Raw genomic sequence first — 19217 nt, forward strand, 5'->3', positions numbered from 1 at the left:
ATTGTGTAAGATTCCATAATACGAGGAGGGTAATGACGAATGAAGCGGATATTTTTAGTTGAGGATGATCTAAGCTTAATCAACGGATTGTCCTTTGCCATTAAAAAGCAGGGATATGTGCTGGATGTTGCCCGTACTTACAGTGAGGCGGAGCAGGTATGGGCGGAAGGAAAATACAATCTGGTGGTTCTGGATGTGTCATTGCCGGATGGCTCCGGATTTGATCTGTGCGGAAAAATACGCCGGACATCAAAAGTGCCTATAATGTTTCTGACTGCAGCTGATGAGGAAACGGATGTAATCATGGGGCTTGATATGGGTGGCGATGACTATATCACGAAGCCATTCAAACTGGCAATTTTCATGTCGCGGATCAATGCCCTGCTTCGGAGGAGTGATAATTTCAGCGAAGCAGATGCAGAATTAAATTCCAACGGAATTACAGTTCATCTTTTGAAAAGCGAAGTCTATAAAAACAGTCAGCCGATTGAACTTACAGCAAGTGAATATAAGCTGCTGTGCCTGTTTATGGAAAATCCCGACCGGACACTTTCGCAGGAGCAGATTTTAAACAGGCTGTGGGATTGTGATGAAAACTATATTGATAATAATTCTCTTTCCGTGTATATCCGCAGACTGCGGAAAAAGATTGAGGAAGATCCTGGAAATCCAACCCGTATTATAACGGTCCGGCGTATGGGCTATAAATGGAATACAGATCGTTCAGGTGTCAAATGAGAATATTTGCAGATCGAAAAATCAAAGCCTTATTTAATAAAATTTTAATCTGTATACTGGCTCTGCCCTCGCTGTCTGTGGCTTTCCTGATTCTAAAACCGGAAAATGCGGCGCTTTTTATATTGCTCTCTTCTCTGGTTATGGGAATTGTTATATTGGCTGTCTGCTATGGATATTTCATAAAACAGAATGAAATTATGGAAAATGCCGTGGAGCAGATTACAGACTATATTGCCGGCAGCCGTGAGACTCGGATTGCATGCGATGAAGAAGGAGAAATATACAGATTGTTCCATGAAGTGAACTCTTTGGCGTCCATTTTGAATGCGAGTGCAGAAAATGAGAGAAGATCAAAACTCTTTCTGAAAAATACAATATCGGATATTTCCCACCAATTGAAAACACCCCTCGCAGCGTTGAATATTTATAATGGTCTCCTAAAGGAAGAAACGGCAGAACTGCCGGAGCTTCAGGAGTTTGTACTGCTCTCAGAGAAGGAGCTTGACCGGATCGAAATGCTGGTGCAGAATCTATTAAAGATCACGAAGCTGGATGCCGGGTCCATCGTGTTTGAAAAAGCTTTTGAGAATGTTGCGGATATGATGGGAGAGGTGGAGCTGCATTTTGCATACCGCGCGAAGCAGGAAGAAAAGAAGCTGATTTTATCAGGGGAAGAACAAATTTTATTATTTTGTGACCGTGACTGGATGATAGAAGCGCTAGAAAATATTGTGAAAAATGCCTTTGACCATACAGGCAGCGGGGATTTCATCCGAATCGAGTGGAAACAGTCCGTATCTATGATTCAGATTGTCATTAAGGACAACGGAAGCGGAATCCATCAGGAGGATCTGCATCATATCTTTAAGCGGTTTTACCGCAGCCGTTTTTCCAAAGACAAGCAGGGAGCAGGTCTTGGGCTTCCTCTCTCCAAAATGATAGTTGAGGCACATAAAGGGACAATAGAAGTACAAAGCGAACTGGGAATGGGCACAACCTTTATCCTGAACTTTCTGATTCCTACAAAATTGTAGACTTACTGTAAGAAGACCGTAGGATTTTCATGTTATCCTTTCAAGTACGGTGAGGCATGTGAAAGACAAACCGGTATGCGGATCCGAAATATTTTGAAAGAGGTGCTTACCTATGAATTTGTTAGAAGTCAATCATATTTGCAAGACTTATGGCAGCGGAGAAACCGCTGTAAAAGCGCTGAAGGATGTCAGCTTTTCCGTTCCTAAAGGGGAATATGTAGCGATTGTGGGTGAATCCGGATCCGGCAAAAGTACACTTTTAAATATGCTGGGAGCGCTTGATACGCCTACATCCGGCACGGTGCAGATCGACGGCAAGGATATTTTTTCAATGAAAGATAAGGCGCTGACAGTTTTCCGCCGCCGGAATATCGGTTTTATTTTTCAGGGGTTTAATCTGATTCCGGAGTTGACGGTTGAGCAGAATATAATTTTTCCTATGCTGCTGGACTACCAGAAACCAAATAAAAAATATCTGGAAGAACTGCTTGAGGTGCTGAATCTGAAGGGACGCAGGGATCATCTGCCAAGCCAGTTATCCGGGGGGCAGCAACAGAGAGCAGCCATCGGCCGCGCACTCATCATGCGCCCGTCTCTGATCCTTGCGGATGAGCCGACCGGCAATCTGGATTCCCAAAACAGCAGGGAGGTCATTACGCTTCTGAAAGAAGCTTCCAAGATGTATGAGCAGACAATCATCATGATTACACATAACAACGGTATTGCGCAGTCCGCGGATCGGGTATTGCAGGTGATGGATGGTGTATTGACTGATCTGGGGAGGTGCAGGGAATGAAGAGTTATCTAAGCCTTATTCCAATCTCCGCCAAAGTTCGCAGAAGGCAGAACCGTATGACGCTGCTATGCATTATCTTTGCTGTGTTTATGGTCACGGCTGTATTTAGTATGGCTGAGATGGGCGCCAGAATGGAGCAGTCAAGGCTGCTTCATAAACATGGCAGCCTGTCATTTCAAGAATTGTTCAGCAGTGAAATGGGGCAGTCACTGATCCTGATAGCGGGGATATTGTTCTTGTTAATTTTGATTGCCGGAGTATTGATGATTTCAAGCAGCATGAACAGCCTTGTTGCTCAAAGAACGAGATTCTTTGGAATGATGCGCTGCATCGGAATGAGCAGGCAGCAAATTATTCGTTTTGTGAGACTGGAAGCTTTGAATTGGTGTAAAACAGCGGTTCCCATAGGCCTGGGACTTGGAATTATAACTACCTGGGGACTGTGCGCAGCTTTGAGGTTTCTTGTTGGTGAAGAGTTTTCCGAGATCCCTCTTTTCAGAGTCAGCATCATTGGGATTGTCAGCGGCATTATCGTTGGTGTTGTTACGGTACTATTTGCGGCGGGTTCTCCGTCCAAACGGGCCGCAAAGGTGTCTCCTATTACAGCAGTTACAGGCAATTCAGAAAACGGTAATAAAGTGCGCCATTCCGTGAATATCCGGCTCGCCAAAATCGAGACTGCGTTGGGGATTCACCATGCTGTTTCCGTGAAGAAAAATCTCATCCTGATGACGGGCTCCTTTGCCCTAAGCATTATCCTGTTTTTAAGTTTTTCTGTACTGATCGAGTTTGTCAACTATTTGATGCCCCAATCTGCCGCTGCTTCTGATATAAGCATTTCAAGCAGTGATGGTATAAATTCTATCAGTACCAATCTGGCGGAAACGATCGGCAGCATGGAAGGTGTGAAACAGGTTTATGGCCGCAGAAGCGCCTTTGATATTCCGGCAGGACTAAACGGTGACAAAACGCTTTCCACAACAGTGGACATGATTTCTTTTGATGAGTTTGATTTAGACTGTCTGGAAAAAGACGGCATGCTGCAGCGGGGCAGCAATTTGTCAAAGGTTTATGAGGACAGCCATTATGCCCTTGCAACATGGGACCGAAGCTGTTCCTGGAAAATTGGAGATAAAATTCTGGTTGGGGATGAAGAACTCGAAATCGCTGGTTTGTTAAAATATGATTTATTTAGCAGTGACGGTCTGACGGATGGAAAGATGACCCTCATAATCTCCGGTGAAACATTTACCCGTTTGACGGGTGTGACCGACTATACACTTCTCATGGTACAAATGGAGCAGAATGCAGCTGACGAGGATGTGCAGGCAATTTCTGATACAGTAGGAAGCAATTATAATTTCAGTGATAATCGCGGTGAACGGACTGGCGGAACATATCTTGCATTTGTTGCCTGTGTCTATGGCTTTTTAGTAATTATCACATTAGTTACGGTGCTGAACATAGTCAACAGCATTTCCATGAGCGTGTCGGCAAGGATGAAGCAATATGGGGCAATGCGTGCGGTGGGAATGGATGAGCGTCAAATCACAAAGATGATTGCTGCAGAGGCATTTACCTATGCTTTCTGGGGATGCGCAGCCGGGTGCGGGATTGGATTGCTTTTTAGCAAACTGTTATACGATTTCCTCATTACAGAGCATTTTACTTATGCAGTGTGGAATTTTCCGGCATCTCTGGTGGCAGTTATTATTTTATTTGTTATGCTTGCAGCAATTCTGGCGGTGTATGCTCCAACAAAAAGGATACGCAGTATGGAAATCACAGAAACGATAAACGATCTGTAAGGGGGCTATTCACAGATGCCGTAAACTTCCCATACTCTGCCCTGTCATTCGCGGTAGGTTTACGACAACCGAGAATAGTAACCACTGTATCAAAAATTCATCGAAAAATGCTATTTTGTGCTTGCTTTTTTTGATATCATCTGGTATTATATAGTTTGTTGTGGGTCAGCGCTATGGTTGACCTAATAGATTTAAGGAGGTGCAATCATGGCTAAATGTGCTATTTGTCAAAAGGGCGCTCATTTTGGTAACGCAGTGAGCCACTCCCATAGAAGATCCAACAAAATGTGGAAAGCAAATGTAAAATCTGTAAAGGTTAAAGTGAACGGAGCTGCTAAGAAGATGTACGTTTGTACTTCTTGTCTGAAGTCCGGCTTAGTTGAAAGAGCTTAATCTGCAGATGACCCGTATGAATACGTATACGCAAAGGTGACCGCCTGTCAGTGTAAATACCGACAGGCGGTTTTTTGTTCAACAGGGGTAACTATTAAATGTAAAAATATCTTTCCTTTTCCATTAAAAGAGGGTATAATATGTAAGATAGAATTTCTGTGTTCAATAAAAAGCCGGTTTCATACATCAAAAAAAGAATGAGCAGCAGAGAATATAGTAACGGAGGTAAAAAGATGAAGTGTCGAATCAGCAACCAGATAGGCGAGATTGTGATAGATACGGAAGTAATCGCCCGTTTTGCAGGAACAATTGCGATTGAATGCTTCGGCATCGTGGGCATGGCGGCGATCAGCATGAAGGACGGCCTTGTAAGGCTCTTAAAGCGGGACAGCTTAACTCATGGCATCAATGTGTCTGTGGAAGACAACAGGCTGACGATAGATTTTCACGTGATCGTTGTATACGGTGTCAGCATTTCCGCGGTATCGGATAACCTGATCGAAACTGTGAAGTATAAAGTCGAGCAGTTTACCGGTATTGAAGTGGAGAAAATCAACATCTTCGTTGAAGGTGTGAGAGTAATAGATTGATGAGATTAGGAGGAGCAGTCACGTGGCGGTAAGCACAATAGATGCCAAAATGCTGAAGAAGATGTTTTTGGCAGGCGCAAAGAGTTTAGAGGCAAGAAAAGAATGGATTAATGAGCTGAATGTATTTCCGGTTCCGGACGGAGACACAGGGACCAATATGACTCTGACCATCATGTCAGCAGCCAAAGAAGTGCAGAATATAAAGGAGCCCACTCTGGAAAACCTGGCAAAAGCCATTTCTTCCGGTTCCCTTAGAGGGGCCAGAGGCAATTCCGGGGTTATCCTTTCCCAGCTTCTTAGAGGTTTTACCAAGGAGATTAAATCAGTGGATGAGATCAATGCGGGCGTTATGGCCAATGCGTTTCAGCGGGCGACGGAGACCGCCTATAAGGCTGTTATGAAGCCAAAGGAGGGCACTATACTGACTGTGGCGCGCGGGATGGCGGATAAGGCATCCCAGCTGGCAGAAGAAACCGAAGATCTGGAAGAGATGTTAAAAGCAGTTCTGGAGCACGGGGATTATGTGTTAAGCCAGACTCCGGAGATGCTGCCGGTTTTAAAACAGGCAGGTGTTGTGGATTCCGGCGGACAGGGCCTCATGCAGGCGCTTAAGGGCGCATATGACGCATTTCTGGGAAAAGAGATCGATCTTTCTTCCTTTGAGACTACAGGTACCAGTGCCTTTGTATCCAATGTGTCCACAGAAGAAGTGGAAACCGCGGATATTAAATTCGGTTACTGCACCGAATTTATTGTAAACATTGAAAAAGCGTTTGATTTTGCGAAGGAAAATTCTTTCAAGAAATATTTGGAATCCATCGGAGATTCCATCGTAGTGGTATCGGACGAGGACCTGATCAAGGTGCACGTACATACCAACGACCCGGGGTTGGCACTCCAGAAGGCGTTGACGTACGGTTCCTTATCCAGGATCAAGATCGATAACATGAGAGAAGAGCATCAGGAGAAACTGTTCAAAGAAGCCGAAAAGAAAGCGCTGGAAGAGCAGCAGAAGGATAAGGGGCCGAGAAAGCCCTATGGGTTTATCTCCATTTCTGTCGGAGATGGGCTCAATGAGATCTTCGACGGCCTGAATGTGGATTACCTGGTAGAAGGCGGGCAGACAATGAATCCCAGCACAGAGGATATGCTGAATGCCATTGATCAGGTAAATGCGGATGTGATTTACATCTTCCCTAATAACAAAAATATTATCCTGGCGGCAGAACAGGCGAAAAACCTGGAAAAGGATAAAAAGATTATCGTGATCCCTTCGAAGACGGTTCCGCAGGGCATCACCGCAATCATCAACTTTGCTCCGGATAAAACTCCGGAAGAAAACGCGGAACTGATGACCGCAGAGATGGCCAGAGTAAAGACCGGACAGGTGACCTATGCGGTGCGCAACACTTCCATAGACGGCAAGGATATTGAGGCCGGAGATATCATGGGAATCGGTGATACAGGCATCCTGGCGGTGGGCAAAGAAGTGGCGGAGACCGCGCTTATGATGCTGGATTCCATGGTGGATGAGGATTCCGAGCTGATCAGTATTTACTATGGCGAAGATATCAAGCAGGAGTCCGCAGAGGCGCTTAATGCGAAGGTGGCGGAGGCTTATCCGGACTGTGACATTGAATTCCATCGGGGAGGCCAGCCGGTTTATTATTATATTATGTCTGTGGAATAAGCCATCAGTGCGTTGCCATACAAACGGATAATTGGGGGACATGCTCTCTGCGGATGCTGAATGCCTGCAGGGAGATGTTCCCTTTTCCTGTTTTACCGGAACCGATCGGATGTCTGAACTGTTAAAATGAATGGGAAATGAGTCGCAGAAAGGCAGAAAAAGTTATGAATCAGAGCATCACTACCCTGAAAGGAATCGGCGAAAAGACAGAAAAGATTTTTCATAAGGCAGGTATCGAAACAATCGATGACCTGCTGCATTATTATCCGCGCTCTTACGTTAAATTCCAGGCACCGGTACCGATTGCTAATCTGGAAGCCGGAAAGATCCAGGCAGTCTGCGGCATGCTGACAAAGGATGCAACGGTGAAGCGGGTGCGTAATCTTCAGATCATAAATGCTGTGATCCGGGATGAAACCGGTATTCTGCAGCTGACCTGGTTTAATATGCCTTATATGCGCAGCACGCTGAAGGCCGGCAGCCGATTTGTATTTCGCGGGAAGGCGGTGAAGCATCAGGCGGGCCTTGCCATGGAACAGCCCATTATCTACCGCCTGAATCATTATGAGGAGCAGATGGATACCCTGCGTCCGATCTATCCGTTGGTGAACGGTCTGACCAACAAGCTGGTGACAGGTGCGGTGAAACAGGCGTTGGAGAAATATCCCATGCAGAAGGAATATCTGCCGGAGCCTGTCCGTAAGGAGTATCGGCTGGCCGAGTATAATTTTGCAGTGCAGAATATCCATTTTCCCAAATCGGAAGAGGATCTGCTCTATGCCAGACGCCGTCTGGTGTTTGATGAATTCCTGGTCTTCATCCTCACTGTACGCCGGATGAAGGATCAGCAGGACGGGGTGCGCAACGGTTATGTCATGAAGGAGTGCTCTTCCGCGTCACAGCTTCTGGAAAAACTGCCGTATCAGCTGACGAATGCACAGAAAAAAGTCTGGGATGAAATCCGAAAGGATCTGGCCGGAGAGTATCTGATGAACCGGCTGATCCAGGGCGACGTGGGATCCGGCAAGACAATTATCGCCGTACTGGCCATGCTTACGGTTGCAGATTACGGATATCAGTCCGCGATGATGGCCCCTACCGAAGTGCTGGCCAGACAGCATTATGAATCCGTCAATGAAATGATGGAGAAATACGGAATTGCTAGAAAGGCTGTGCTGCTCACAGGATCCATGACTGCCAAAGAAAAGAAGCTGGCCTATACCGAGATCGCTGAGCATAGGGCGGATATCGTCATCGGCACCCATGCGCTGATTCAGGAAAAGGTTGTCTATGATAAGCTTGCGCTGGTGATCACGGACGAGCAGCACCGTTTTGGCGTGCATCAGAGAGAGGTCTTCTCGGAAAAGGGGCTTGAAAGTGAGAAGACGCCCCATGTCCTGGTTATGAGCGCGACTCCGATCCCGCGCACCCTGGCGATCATCCTGTACGGGGATCTGGACATCTCGATCATTGATGAGCTGCCCGCCAACCGGCTGCCGATCAAAAACTGCGTGGTGGGAACAGATTATCGAGATCGGGCGTACCGCTTTATTGAAAATGAGATTCAGGCCGGCCGCCAGGCGTATGTCATCTGCCCTATGGTAGAAGAGAGCGATATGGTGGAAGCGGAGAATGTGATTGAATATACGGAAAAGCTCCGCCGGGTGCTTCCCCCTGCCATCCGGGTGGAATACCTGCACGGCAAGATGAGGCCGAAAGAAAAGAATGAAGTGATGGAGCGGTTTGCCGCCAATGAGATACAGGTTCTGGTCTCCACTACCGTGGTGGAGGTGGGGGTCAATGTACCTAATGCCACCGTTATGATGGTGGAAAACGCAGAGCGGTTCGGCCTGGCACAGCTGCATCAGTTAAGAGGCCGGGTGGGCAGAGGAGAACACCAGTCCTATTGCATCTTTGTCAATGGGAACGGAGGAGAGGACACCGGCAGGCGGCTGGAGATATTAAATAAATCCAACGACGGATTTTTCATCGCTTCGGAGGACTTAAAACTGCGGGGGCCCGGTGACTTTTTCGGCATCAGACAGAGCGGCATGATGGAATTTGCGATCGGTGATATCTTTACCGATGCCAATATACTGAAGGAAACTGCGGAAGCGGCTGAACGGATACTTAAGGCTGATCCTGATCTTGAGTCAGAGGAAAACGCAGAGCTTGGAAGGCGCCTTAGGGAATACTGGACAGAAAGCATGGATAAGCTCGCTCTTTGATATAAAATAGAAATCGGAAAGTTAAAATAAATGAGGAAGATTCTAAGATGATAACAAATTCTTTCGATAATCAAACGGCAGCTATCATAGAGCCGAAAAGAAAAGCAGGTGTCCCTTTGGTTGATGTGATGATTATTACATTTTCGTATATCATCGAGGAATACATAAAGAATCATTTCAACTGCACGCAGATTGCAACACTATACTCGGCTGCCGGGCTAACACCTGTTTATCAGATAGAGTATAAGGGCAAAAAGATTGGCTTTTACAAGACATGTATAGGAGCCCCCTGTACGGTAGGTCTTGTTGAGGATGTTCTGTCGGTGGTTGATACGGACAAAATCATTATGTTCGGCGGTGCAGGGTGTCTTGACAAGGAGATTGCAAGAGGAAAAATTGTAATACCGACAGAGGCTTATCGTGACGAAGGAACCTCCTACCATTATGCTCCTGCCGCTGATTATATTACTCTCAAAAATTCTTATATTGTTGCTGATTTTATGAAACAAGCAAATATTCCGTATGTTCTTGGAAAAACATGGACGACCGATGCCATTTACCGAGAAACAAGAGGCAATTTTGAAAAGCGTAAACAAGACGGTTGTATCGCTGTGGAAATGGAATGTGCGTCTGTTCAGGCGGTTTGTGATTTTCGGGGCGTGAAGTTTTACAATTTTTTGAAAAGTGGCGACCTTTTAGATGCCCCTGAATGGGATCCGCGGTCTGAACTTGGTAATAAAGGCTCACAACACGACCCCCGATATTTTATGATGGCACTTGAACTTGCCTGCTTTGTTTCCAATAGCCATATCCGTAGGCAGCTCTAAATATAGGCTTTTCTACTTTAACAGAGTCCCCATGATTTATGAACAGACAAGGGGGATATTGTATGAGCTGGAATTATACCAATGAGAAAAACGGAGGTACTATACATGTTGTTTAACAAGATGAAGGAACCGGGATTTCTGAAAGAGGACAGCGATGCGCTCCGACAGCTGGAGCAGTTGAAACAGCTCGAACCCAGGCTGAACAAGGAGGGGCAAGCCAGGCTCAGCCAGGATATAAAATGTCTCGAATATGGGATCGCAGGTGAAAACAACATAATCTATGAGCTGAAAAACAGCCATATGCCTATGTATGTACTTCATGATATCTACCTGGAGGATGGGGATCTGAACGCCCAGATTGATTTTCTGGTATTTACGAGAAAGATCTGCTTTGTGATCGAATGCAAGAATCTGTATGGAGATATAGAAATCAACAGCTCAGGAGATTTTATACGTACTGTGAATTATAACGGGCATAAAAAGAAGGAAGGAATTTACTCTCCGCTCACACAGAATCAACGCCACCTGGAATTGATGAAAAAGATCCGTATGGACAGAAAAAAGAATTTCCTTGGAAGGCTTATGCTGGACAGCAGTTTTGAAAGTTTTTATAAAAGCATTGTAGTTCTGTCCAATCCAAAGACTGTTCTGTATGACCGCTATGCCAGGAAAGAAGTGAAGGACAAGGTCATACGTGCCGATCAGCTGATTGATTATATCCGGAAACAGTGCAGCCAGTCAAAGGAAATGGAAAGTTCGGACAAGGAGCTGTTTGCATGGGCGAATTCCTATTTGGAGCTTCATAAGCCCAAAGAGAGGGATTATACGGATAGATATATGTCTTATATGCAGGAGACCGTTTTGCAGCCGGATTCGCAGAAAGATTTACAGCCGGAACCAGAACCGGAACATCCTTTGCCGCCGCCCGCAGAGGCGGATGCTAAGCTTATATCGGAACTGAAGGCCTACCGCCTTGCAAAAAGCAGAGAAGAAGGCCTAAAGCCATATTACATATTCAATGACCTTCAGATGGAGGATTTAATCGCAAAAATGCCAGCGGATAAGGAATGCCTGCTGGGTGTCAACGGATTTGGATCGGTGAAGACGGAAAAATATGGAAAAGATCTCATAGAGATCCTGGATAAATACCGGAATGCGTAATGTATCCGGCTCATAAAGTATGGATTGAAACACTTTAGGGATTATGATAAGATTAGTTCAGCAAACCGGCTGAAATCCACGGTTTTCGGCCGGAAAAGTACTGGAGGATAACATGCCATCACCTTATAAGAACCTGTTTCTTAGACAGTCCTATCTGGACTGCTATACGGAATACGAGAAATCTCTGTGCCAGAACGCTTATGCTCATTGGGATTATATTGTGCTCACCGCCTCAAATGAGGCGCAGGCGCAGGCTTATGAACAGCAGATCCGCCATCGGCTAAAGCACGGAAAACTGCCGAAGGAAACGCATTATGCGGTGCTGCCCGATCCGGACGGAAAACGTGTGGGTTCCGGGGGAGCCACGCTGAATGTGATGAGGTATATTGCCGGAAGGGAAAATACCACGGACTTTACAGGAAGGAAGATACTGGTGATCCATTCCGGAGGTGACTCCAAGCGGGTGCCGCAGTATTCCGCCTGCGGCAAACTGTTCAGCCCGGTGCCGCGCACGCTGCCGGACGGGCGGCGTTCCACGCTGTTTGACGAATACATCATCTGCATGTCCAGCGTTCCGTCGCGCATGACGGACGGCATGCTGGTATGCTCCGGAGATGTGCTCCTTCTGTTTAACCCTCTGCAGATCGACTGCTATTGTGATGGGGCGGTAGCGCTTTCTATTAAGGAAGACGTGGAAACTGGCAAGGACCACGGGGTATTTTTAGGCGATGCGGACGGAAATGTGGGGCGTTTCCTGCATAAGCAGACGGTGGAGAAGCTGACGCAGATGGGCGCGGTGGATGCCCATCACAATGTCAACATCGACATCGGCGCGGTCATATTAAACAGCCGCATGCTCAACGGTCTGTATGAGCTGATCCGCACGCCAGAGCAGTTTAGAGACCTTGTGAACGAACATGTCAGACTTTCTTTTTATGCCGATTTTCTGTATCCGCTGGCCTCTGAATCCACGCTGGAGGAATATTATAAAGAGATTCCGGAAGGGGAGTTTTCGGATGAGCTTACCGCTGCGCGCACGAGATTATGGGAGATTCTGCATCCTTACCGCATGAAGCTGATCCGCTTTTCTCCCGCGGCATTTATCCATTTCGGGACGACCAGGGAGCTGCTTTCACTGGTGACAGAGGAAATGGATGCCTATAAATTCCTGGACTGGTCCGGCAGGGTCAATACCAACAGCATGAGTACGCGGTATGCGGCCAGCAACAGCTATATCTGTAAGGACGCCGCAATCGGAGACGGCAGCTATATTGAGGACAGCTGGATTGACGAGAAAACGGTGATCGGAAAAAGGTGTGTGATCTCCGGCGTCACGTTGAAAAATGCTGTTGTTAAGGATAACACGGTGCTGCACGGATTGAAGCTTGCGGATGGAAGATTTGCGGTTCGGATGTACGGTGTAGATGATAATCCGAAAGAATGCCGGCTGTTTGGCCGCGAGCTTTCAGAGCCTCTGTGGACAGCTCCTCTGTATCCGGTCTGCGATACCATGGAGGAGGCGGTAACAAAGACGCTTAAAGGCGGAATGTCTGCGGAGATGATCAGCCTGAAGGACAGCTTCAACCGGGCGGATGTGACGGCGATCCTGCCTTGGCAGAGCAAGCTGGATGATAAGGTGAGAGTGGAATCCCTGCTGTGCGCCATCGACAGCCGCGTGCCTGTCAAAGAAGCTGTGAAAGTGTTCCACAGAGGCATCTCAGAGCGCGCAAAGGCGGAACTGCTGCAGGAGGCAGAACGCCTGTCTGTGGATGAGCTGGAACAGTTTTCCAGAAAAATCCGCATCTATTATTATCTGTCCAGATTGGTGGATCGGGACAGAATGTCCGATCTCTGCTTTGGAACCATCTGTGATGCTATACTTGGCGCGGCGGTCAGGGGGACCGTTTATAACCCTGAATACCGCATTGAAAAGGATGAGGTGGTTACAAGGCTGCCTGTCCGTGTAAATTGGGGCGGCGGCTGGTCGGATACCCCTCCCTACTGTATGGAACACGGCGGCATGGTATTGAATGCGGCGATCACGCTGGATGGGCGTTTTCCCATTGAGGTGGTGCTGCGCAGAGTGCCGGGCAGCAGGATTGTGCTGGCCAGCGCGGACAACGGTTCTTACAAAGAGTTTACCGAGATTGCCCAGCTTCAGGACTGCCGCAATCCAAGCGATGTCTTCGCGCTGCACAAAGCGGCTCTGATTGCCTGCGGCGTTATTCCCTATAAGGATGCAATCAGCGTGGAGGAGATCACCGGACGCCTGGGCGGCGGCCTGTATCTGTCCACACAGGTGATTAACATACCAAGAGGCAGCGGTCTGGGTACCAGCTCGATTCTGGCGGGGGCCTGTGTGAAGGGAATTTATGAATTTTTGGGTGTGCAGATCAGCGAAAACGATCTCTATAACCGGGTGCTGTGCATGGAGCAGATCATGTCGACCGGAGGCGGCTGGCAGGATCAGGTGGGCGGACTGGCCCGGGGAATCAAGATGGTCACCGCCGAGCCCGGACTGAAGCAGAAGGTAACCTGCACACCTGTCAATATCAGCGAGGCAGCTCTTAAAGAACTGGATGAACGATTTGCGGTCATTTATACCGGCCAGAGGAGGCTGGCGCGCAACCTGCTAAGAGAGGTGGTCGGCAGATATATCGGAGCAAACCCTACGTCCCTGGAAGTGCTCTATGAGATTCAGCGGATCGCGGTACTGATGCGCTTTGAGCTGGAGAAGGGCAATGTGGACGGCTTTGCAAAACTGCTAAGCGAGCATTGGGAGCTTTCCAAAAAGCTGGACAGCGGTTGTACCAATACCTGTATCGATCAGATATTCCTGGCAATCGACGATCTGATTGACGGCAAGATGATCTGTGGGGCCGGCGGAGGCGGGTTTCTCCAGGTGATATTGAAAAAGGGAATCGGTATAGAGGAATTAAAAGAACGGCTCAATGAAGTGTTTGCGGATTCCGGTGTAGGAGCCTGGAACTGCAGCTTCTGGTGCTGAATCAGGGAGGCTTTATCGTATGAACATCCATCATCTGGACTATTTGAGACATGTTCTGGATCAGGAAGTGGAGAGGGACGAAGTGAAGGGCGCTGCTGCAAGCGTGATATATAAGGGCAGGGAAGTGTACCGTTACAGTGCCGGCTGTGCGGATACGAAGAAGGGGACGCCGATGAAGGAAGATACTATCATACGGTTGTTTTCCATGAGCAAGCCCGTCACGTCGGCAGCCGCGATGATTTTATATGAGCGCGGAATGCTGGATCTGTTTACGCCTGTGAGCGAATATCTGGAGGATTTCGAAGACCAGAAAGTATATACAATAGACGGACTTGTGGACGCAGACCGGCCGATCCTTGTCCGGGACCTGCTCAATATGACTTCACCGATTCCATATCCGGACGCTAGCGAAGGCAATTGGACGGGAAACCGTGTCCACGAGTATTTTGAACAGATCAAGGCGGAAATGAGAGAGGGAAAGGAAACCTCCACAAGAGATTTCGTTGTCGGCTTAAGCCATATTCCGATGGCGTTTCAGCCGGGAGACCATTGGATGTACAGCGTGTCCGCCGATATCCTGGGCGCGGTGATCGAAGCGATTGCGGGACAGAGCTTCGGAAGCTTTCTGAAGCAGGAAATATTTGATCCCCTGGGAATGGTGGATACCGGGTTTTATGTGCCTCCGGAAAAAACAGACCGGTTTGCGGAGGCATTCCGCTACGATCAGCAGCAGGGGAAGCTGGTGCATTATGAGGATCTGCATCTGTGCGTAGGGGACTGGCTGTCTGCGCCTGCCTTTGAGTCCGGCGGGGCGGGACTGGTCTCCACCATGTGTGATATGACAAAGTTTGCGCTGATGCTTTTGGGCGGCGGCAGCTATGAGGGAAGAAGAATTCTGGGCCCGAGGACGGTCAGATTCATGCGGACCGGACAGCTGACTAAAGAGCAGAGTGTTACCACTAACTGGGAAAGCTGCTGGGGTTATGGCTACGGCAATCTGATGAGAACAATGGAAGATCCGGCACAGGCCGGCTCGAACTGCAGTGTCGGAGAATTTGGCTGGGACGGCTGGATGGGCAATTATTTCTTTATGGATCCGGCGGATGACCTGGTATTCTTTCATTTTATTCAGGCAGCGGACAGCCCCGTCATACAGAGAAACCGCAGGAAGATGCGTCAGATTGTATACGGAGCTCTGGAATAATATAAGGTGCAGCAATTTTTAGATAAGGAACGGTAAGGTATGACAGAAAAATTATATTACGCGGACAGCCACTTAGACTCCATGGAGGCTGTTGTCCTTAGGTGTGAAGAGGCAGAAAACAGGTTTGCGGTAATACTGGACAGAACCGTATTTTTTCCGGAAGGAGGGGGACAGCCGGCCGACACCGGTACAATAGACGGTATAAGAGTGACCGATGTGCAAGAACAGGATGGGTTGATCCGCCACATGCTGACAGATCCGGTCGCTGTGGGCAGTCAGGTGATCGGCCGCCTGGACTGGGGCCGGAGATTTTCATGCATGCAGAATCACAGCGGTGAGCACATTGTTTCAGGACTGGTACACAGCCGCTTTGGTTACAGCAATGTGGGCTTCCATATGGGAAGCGAGGCAATCACGATGGATTTTAACGGCGCAATAACGGCAGAGGAGCTTAGGGAAATCGAACTGCAGGCGAACCGTACCGTCACGGCTAATCTTCGTATAACCGCCGCTTTTCCCGAACCGGATGAACTGGCATCTATGGAATACCGCAGTAAAATTGAAATTGACGGTCCGGTCAGAATCGTAACGATACCGGGAATCGACCGGTGTGCCTGCTGCGCCCCCCATGTCAGTTGTACAGGTGAAATCGGCATCATAAAGATAACCGGAAGCGAGAGATACAAGGGCGGAACCAGAGTGAGCATGCTCTGCGGATTCAGAGCGCTTAAGGACTATGATAAGCGAAGCGGACAGATCGCCGCGCTGTCCGTCCGTCTTTCTTCAAAGCCGGATTACGTGACAGAAGCGGTGGAGCGCCTCATGGCGGAGATGGAAGTTCTTAAGGAGAAAAAGGACCATCTGCAGAGGGAACTGTATGCTTGCAAGGCTGAGAATGAGACAGCGGGCAGGAAGAACGTACTGGCTATAGAGACAGATCTGACCCCCGCAGAGATTAGATTTCTGGCGAATGCCTATATGGAACGTCTGGAAGGGACTGCCGCTGTCTTTTCCGGCAATGAACAGCAGGGGTACCAGTATGTGATCGGGAGCGGTAATCTGGACTGCCGGGAACTCGGAAAATCTTGTAACAGTGCTTTAAACGGCCGCGGCGGCGGGGCGGCACAGATGGTGCAGGGATCTGTGAAGGCAGGCCGGGAAAAGATAGAACAATGGTTTGCTGATGCAGTGCAGGACAGGCACATGTCAGAATAAAGATGGGGCGGCCGCCCGCTGCGATGTATCACAGCATGCGGCCGCCCCCTTATTCGTTTTGAAAGGTCAAACAAGACAGTAAGCAATGATTTGACAGCCGTCCGGTATATCATAATGCTTCTGCGGCTCGCCGAATATCCATTTCGGTTCGTCAGGGCGTCTCTGGGACAGTACGGCAGCAAAGTTTAACATGACAATTCCCAGATTGAGCCCGGCATTATATTCGTCCGTCATTGCATCCTTTGTTTGAATCAGGACCACGGTCCCCTCGTCCAGGATAAAGCGGTAAGGCTGGCGGTTTAGATAGGTGGGAGACAGACAGGCGGCATAAAAGGCACGGCGCAGTCCGTTGTCCGCTATGTAAACCGTCAGCTCGGCATTTTCTCCCCACTCCTGATAATATACCATGTCATTGACGCTAAGCTTTGGCGCAACATGTTCTTCGCGGACCACGATGTTGACATCGGAAGGGCTTTTAATATCCAGATGACGAAGCTCCTTTTCACGCTTCCCATATCCATAGGCCAGCAGAGCGACCGGACTTAATTCAGAGTCAATGCACAGCGCTTCCTTCATGGCCTGCGCGTCCCTGAATGTGAGCCAGCAGCTGTCCAGCCCCATGTCCGCGAGTTTTAACAGCAGGTCTTCGCAGGCGTATCCGGCATTTTCCACATAATGGCCGGCGGCCTCAGATAGGACCAGGATATAATGAGGAGCTCCGATCACAAAGCCCTTATAGCCGGCGATACCCTCCAGCTTTTTCTGGATAGCGCTGTCATAGAAACGTATATCCATGGAAAGTGCAGGGGCGAGGCGCCTGCATCCCTGAAAATACTCACGGATTTCTTCCAGCTGATCTGCAGAAACATCTCTGTCTTTAAAATCCCGTATTGACCTTCTCTGTTCTACCAAAGTAAAATAATCCATAGCCAACCTCCTCCTGTCACCAGCCGAAGGCTGATGACCTACGCACACTTCAGCGTGCTTCCTATTTTCTCAATGCAGGAACCGAACTTAAATCGCAGAAAATTGTTGTAAAATTTTTAAATACAGTTCTATTGTATCCCAAGTAAAAAACATTGTCAATAAAACACAGAGTTCTTTGGGATTTTATCTGATTATTTGTTGAAAATGGCAGTTTTGAAAAGTATGAAAATATTTTTGAAAAATATGTTGACATTTGAAAAAACATAAGATATAATCATTCAAGTGTTCAGCAGTGATGCAGGACAACAAAATCGAGGCGTGGCTCAGTTTGGTAGAGCGCCGTGTTCGGGACGCGGAGGCCGCAAGTTCGAATCTTGTCGCCTCGATTAAGACAGAAGCAGTTGCATCGCTTTTGCATGGCCCTGCCGGCATACATAGCGCAGGTGTCTATCAGGAGATTATTGTTGTTTCCTGATATATGATATGGCTCGTTGGTCAAGCGGTTAAGACGCCGCCCTCTCACGGCGGAAACAGGGGTTCGATTCCCCTACGGGCTACTAAGACTTCGGAAATTTCGAAGTCTTTTTTTAATTACATAGGAAATTTCTCCGAACTCTCCTATGTAATTAAAAAGCCCTCCGGGCAGGAACGCACTGCGGCGGAATGGAAGGATGTCGCTGAAGCGACCCGCCGCAGGCGGAGAATCCCGCGAGCGGGATTCTTTCTTGTTTCATAGAGAAGTATGGCTATGAAATGAAAAATGCTCCGCCTGGGACCACATACCTCTCCAAGCGTGAAAATGCTAGAAAAATGTCGAAAGAAAAAAATGGACAAGATTTTTATTTTGATGTATGCTTTTAATAGAAATTGAGCTTGAGGAGAGGATGCAAATGAAAGCAATAAAGAAAAATATAAGAACAGTGAAGGTACAGAAGGCGGATCTGACAGCTTTGAAATGGAATAATGAAAGAAAAGAACGTATCTGGAAAAATATAGTTGAAAAACTGGATGGCAGACCGCAATAGAACGATTTCGATAGTTCTTATTTTTTTATACTCAATACTTCGCAGATTAGAAGTATATAGTTCACTAAAAGAGATTAAACATCCAAGCGTTTCTGATTAGAATGTAATTATACAGATTAGAAACGAGGATACCTATGATAAAGGAAGAAACGATCATTCAAAAGATCGAAGAAATTTGCTGTGACCAGGGGATTACGAAGTATGAACTATGTACGAAAGCGGATATGAACCAGTCAACGCTGTCTTCATTCATGAGAAAGAACAGGATGCCGACCATTACAACTCTGGACCGGATCTGCATGGGTTTTGAAATTACTTTATCACAGTTCTTTGCGGGCATGGGAGAATCCGTGGTAACAGGACCGTATCTGGATCTGACCGGTGATCAGATGGAAATAGTGGATGCATGGAACAGACTGAACGAGGATGAGAAGCACTATGTCCGGGCATTTATCCTGTCCCTGTCGCGCGACATGGATAAAGCTGAATGAACAATTGCGGCAAGTGCGATCCAAAGCAGAGCGTTTATTGTTCAACAGGCTGCAATTTCCTATTGAATAAAAAAGTGCTTGCA

The 19217-nt window shown here is 47.7% G+C and carries 16 protein-coding genes and 2 tRNA genes; 17 read left to right on the forward strand and 1 reads right to left on the reverse strand.

The annotated features are described in order from the left end of the window. Positions 1-39 precede the first annotated feature (39 nt). The 13 genes from DWZ56_RS21295 (at position 40) to DWZ56_RS21355 (ending at position 16691) form a co-directional block, all read left to right on the forward strand. On the forward strand, positions 40-738 hold the full coding sequence (locus DWZ56_RS21295; RefSeq protein ID WP_118558641.1) for a response regulator transcription factor: 699 nt from the start codon (positions 40-42) through the stop codon (positions 736-738). Beyond that, a complete protein-coding gene (locus DWZ56_RS21300) occupies positions 735-1772 on the forward strand; it encodes a sensor histidine kinase (protein ID WP_118558642.1) in 1038 nt (345 codons plus the stop codon). Before DWZ56_RS21295 ends, DWZ56_RS21300 begins: the two co-directional genes overlap by 4 nt. 112 nt (positions 1773-1884) lie before the next feature. After that, positions 1885-2568: an ABC transporter ATP-binding protein gene (locus DWZ56_RS21305; protein WP_118558643.1), complete on the forward strand. Its 684-nt coding sequence runs from the start codon at positions 1885-1887 to the stop codon at positions 2566-2568. Continuing rightward, positions 2565-4376 (forward strand): ABC transporter permease, encoded by a 1812-nt coding sequence (locus tag DWZ56_RS21310; RefSeq protein WP_118558644.1) that lies wholly within the window; start codon positions 2565-2567, stop codon positions 4374-4376. Before DWZ56_RS21305 ends, DWZ56_RS21310 begins: the two co-directional genes overlap by 4 nt. A 207-nt stretch (positions 4377-4583) precedes the next feature. Then, positions 4584-4769 carry a 50S ribosomal protein L28 gene (rpmB, locus tag DWZ56_RS21315; protein ID WP_118558645.1) on the forward strand — a complete coding sequence of 62 codons (186 nt, stop codon included), beginning with the start codon at positions 4584-4586 and terminating at the stop codon, positions 4767-4769. Positions 4770-5002: 233 nt separating this feature from the next. Continuing rightward, the gene (locus tag DWZ56_RS21320) at positions 5003-5359 is read left to right on the forward strand and encodes an Asp23/Gls24 family envelope stress response protein (RefSeq protein ID WP_118558658.1); all 357 of its coding nucleotides are present in this window, start codon (positions 5003-5005) and stop codon (positions 5357-5359) included. A 22-nt stretch (positions 5360-5381) separates the two neighbouring features. Next, positions 5382-7049: a DAK2 domain-containing protein gene (locus DWZ56_RS21325; protein WP_118558646.1), complete on the forward strand. Its 1668-nt coding sequence runs from the start codon at positions 5382-5384 to the stop codon at positions 7047-7049. Between the two features lie 137 nt (positions 7050-7186). Continuing rightward, on the forward strand, positions 7187-9277 hold the full coding sequence (gene recG / locus DWZ56_RS21330; RefSeq protein ID WP_118558647.1) for an ATP-dependent DNA helicase RecG: 2091 nt from the start codon (positions 7187-7189) through the stop codon (positions 9275-9277). Positions 9278-9324: 47 nt separating this feature from the next. Beyond that, a complete protein-coding gene (locus DWZ56_RS21335) occupies positions 9325-10104 on the forward strand; it encodes a nucleoside phosphorylase (protein WP_118558648.1) in 780 nt (259 codons plus the stop codon). 105 nt (positions 10105-10209) lie between these two features. Next, positions 10210-11265, forward strand: coding sequence for an NERD domain-containing protein (locus DWZ56_RS21340; RefSeq protein ID WP_118558649.1), 1056 nt, complete (start codon positions 10210-10212; stop codon positions 11263-11265). Between the two features lie 112 nt (positions 11266-11377). Then, on the forward strand, positions 11378-14272 hold the full coding sequence (locus DWZ56_RS21345) for a fucose pyrophosphorylase domain-containing protein (protein ID WP_118558650.1): 2895 nt from the start codon (positions 11378-11380) through the stop codon (positions 14270-14272). Between the two features lie 19 nt (positions 14273-14291). Then, on the forward strand, positions 14292-15476 hold the full coding sequence (locus tag DWZ56_RS21350) for a serine hydrolase domain-containing protein (RefSeq protein ID WP_118558651.1): 1185 nt from the start codon (positions 14292-14294) through the stop codon (positions 15474-15476). 39 nt (positions 15477-15515) lie between these two features. Beyond that, positions 15516-16691, forward strand: a complete 1176-nt coding sequence (locus DWZ56_RS21355) for an alanyl-tRNA editing protein (RefSeq protein ID WP_118558652.1) — start codon at positions 15516-15518, stop codon at positions 16689-16691. A 66-nt stretch (positions 16692-16757) separates the two neighbouring features. Here DWZ56_RS21355 and DWZ56_RS21360 read toward each other — a convergent pair whose 3' ends face one another. Then, positions 16758-17618 carry a nitroreductase family protein gene (locus DWZ56_RS21360; protein ID WP_118558653.1) on the reverse strand — a complete coding sequence of 287 codons (861 nt, stop codon included), beginning with the start codon at positions 17616-17618 and terminating at the stop codon, positions 16758-16760. Positions 17619-17930: 312 nt separating this feature from the next. On the opposite strand from DWZ56_RS21360, the gene DWZ56_RS21365 reads away from it, so the two are divergent. The 4 genes from DWZ56_RS21365 to DWZ56_RS21375 all read left to right on the forward strand — a co-directional run bounded on the left by DWZ56_RS21365 (position 17931) and on the right by DWZ56_RS21375 (position 19134). Beyond that, positions 17931-18004 (forward strand) — tRNA-Pro (locus DWZ56_RS21365). A gap of 99 nt (positions 18005-18103) precedes the next feature. Next, positions 18104-18175: transfer RNA gene (locus tag DWZ56_RS21370), tRNA-Glu, on the forward strand. 333 nt (positions 18176-18508) lie between these two features. Continuing rightward, positions 18509-18643 carry a hypothetical protein gene (locus tag DWZ56_RS23385; protein ID WP_279220329.1) on the forward strand — a complete coding sequence of 45 codons (135 nt, stop codon included), beginning with the start codon at positions 18509-18511 and terminating at the stop codon, positions 18641-18643. Between the two features lie 134 nt (positions 18644-18777). Beyond that, positions 18778-19134 carry a helix-turn-helix domain-containing protein gene (locus tag DWZ56_RS21375; protein WP_118558654.1) on the forward strand — a complete coding sequence of 119 codons (357 nt, stop codon included), beginning with the start codon at positions 18778-18780 and terminating at the stop codon, positions 19132-19134. The last annotated feature ends 83 nt before the right edge of the window (positions 19135-19217 follow it).

The organism is Lachnotalea sp. AF33-28 (assembly GCF_003477885.1).
In the GTDB taxonomy this organism is placed as follows: Bacteria; Bacillota; Clostridia; order Lachnospirales; family Lachnospiraceae; genus AF33-28.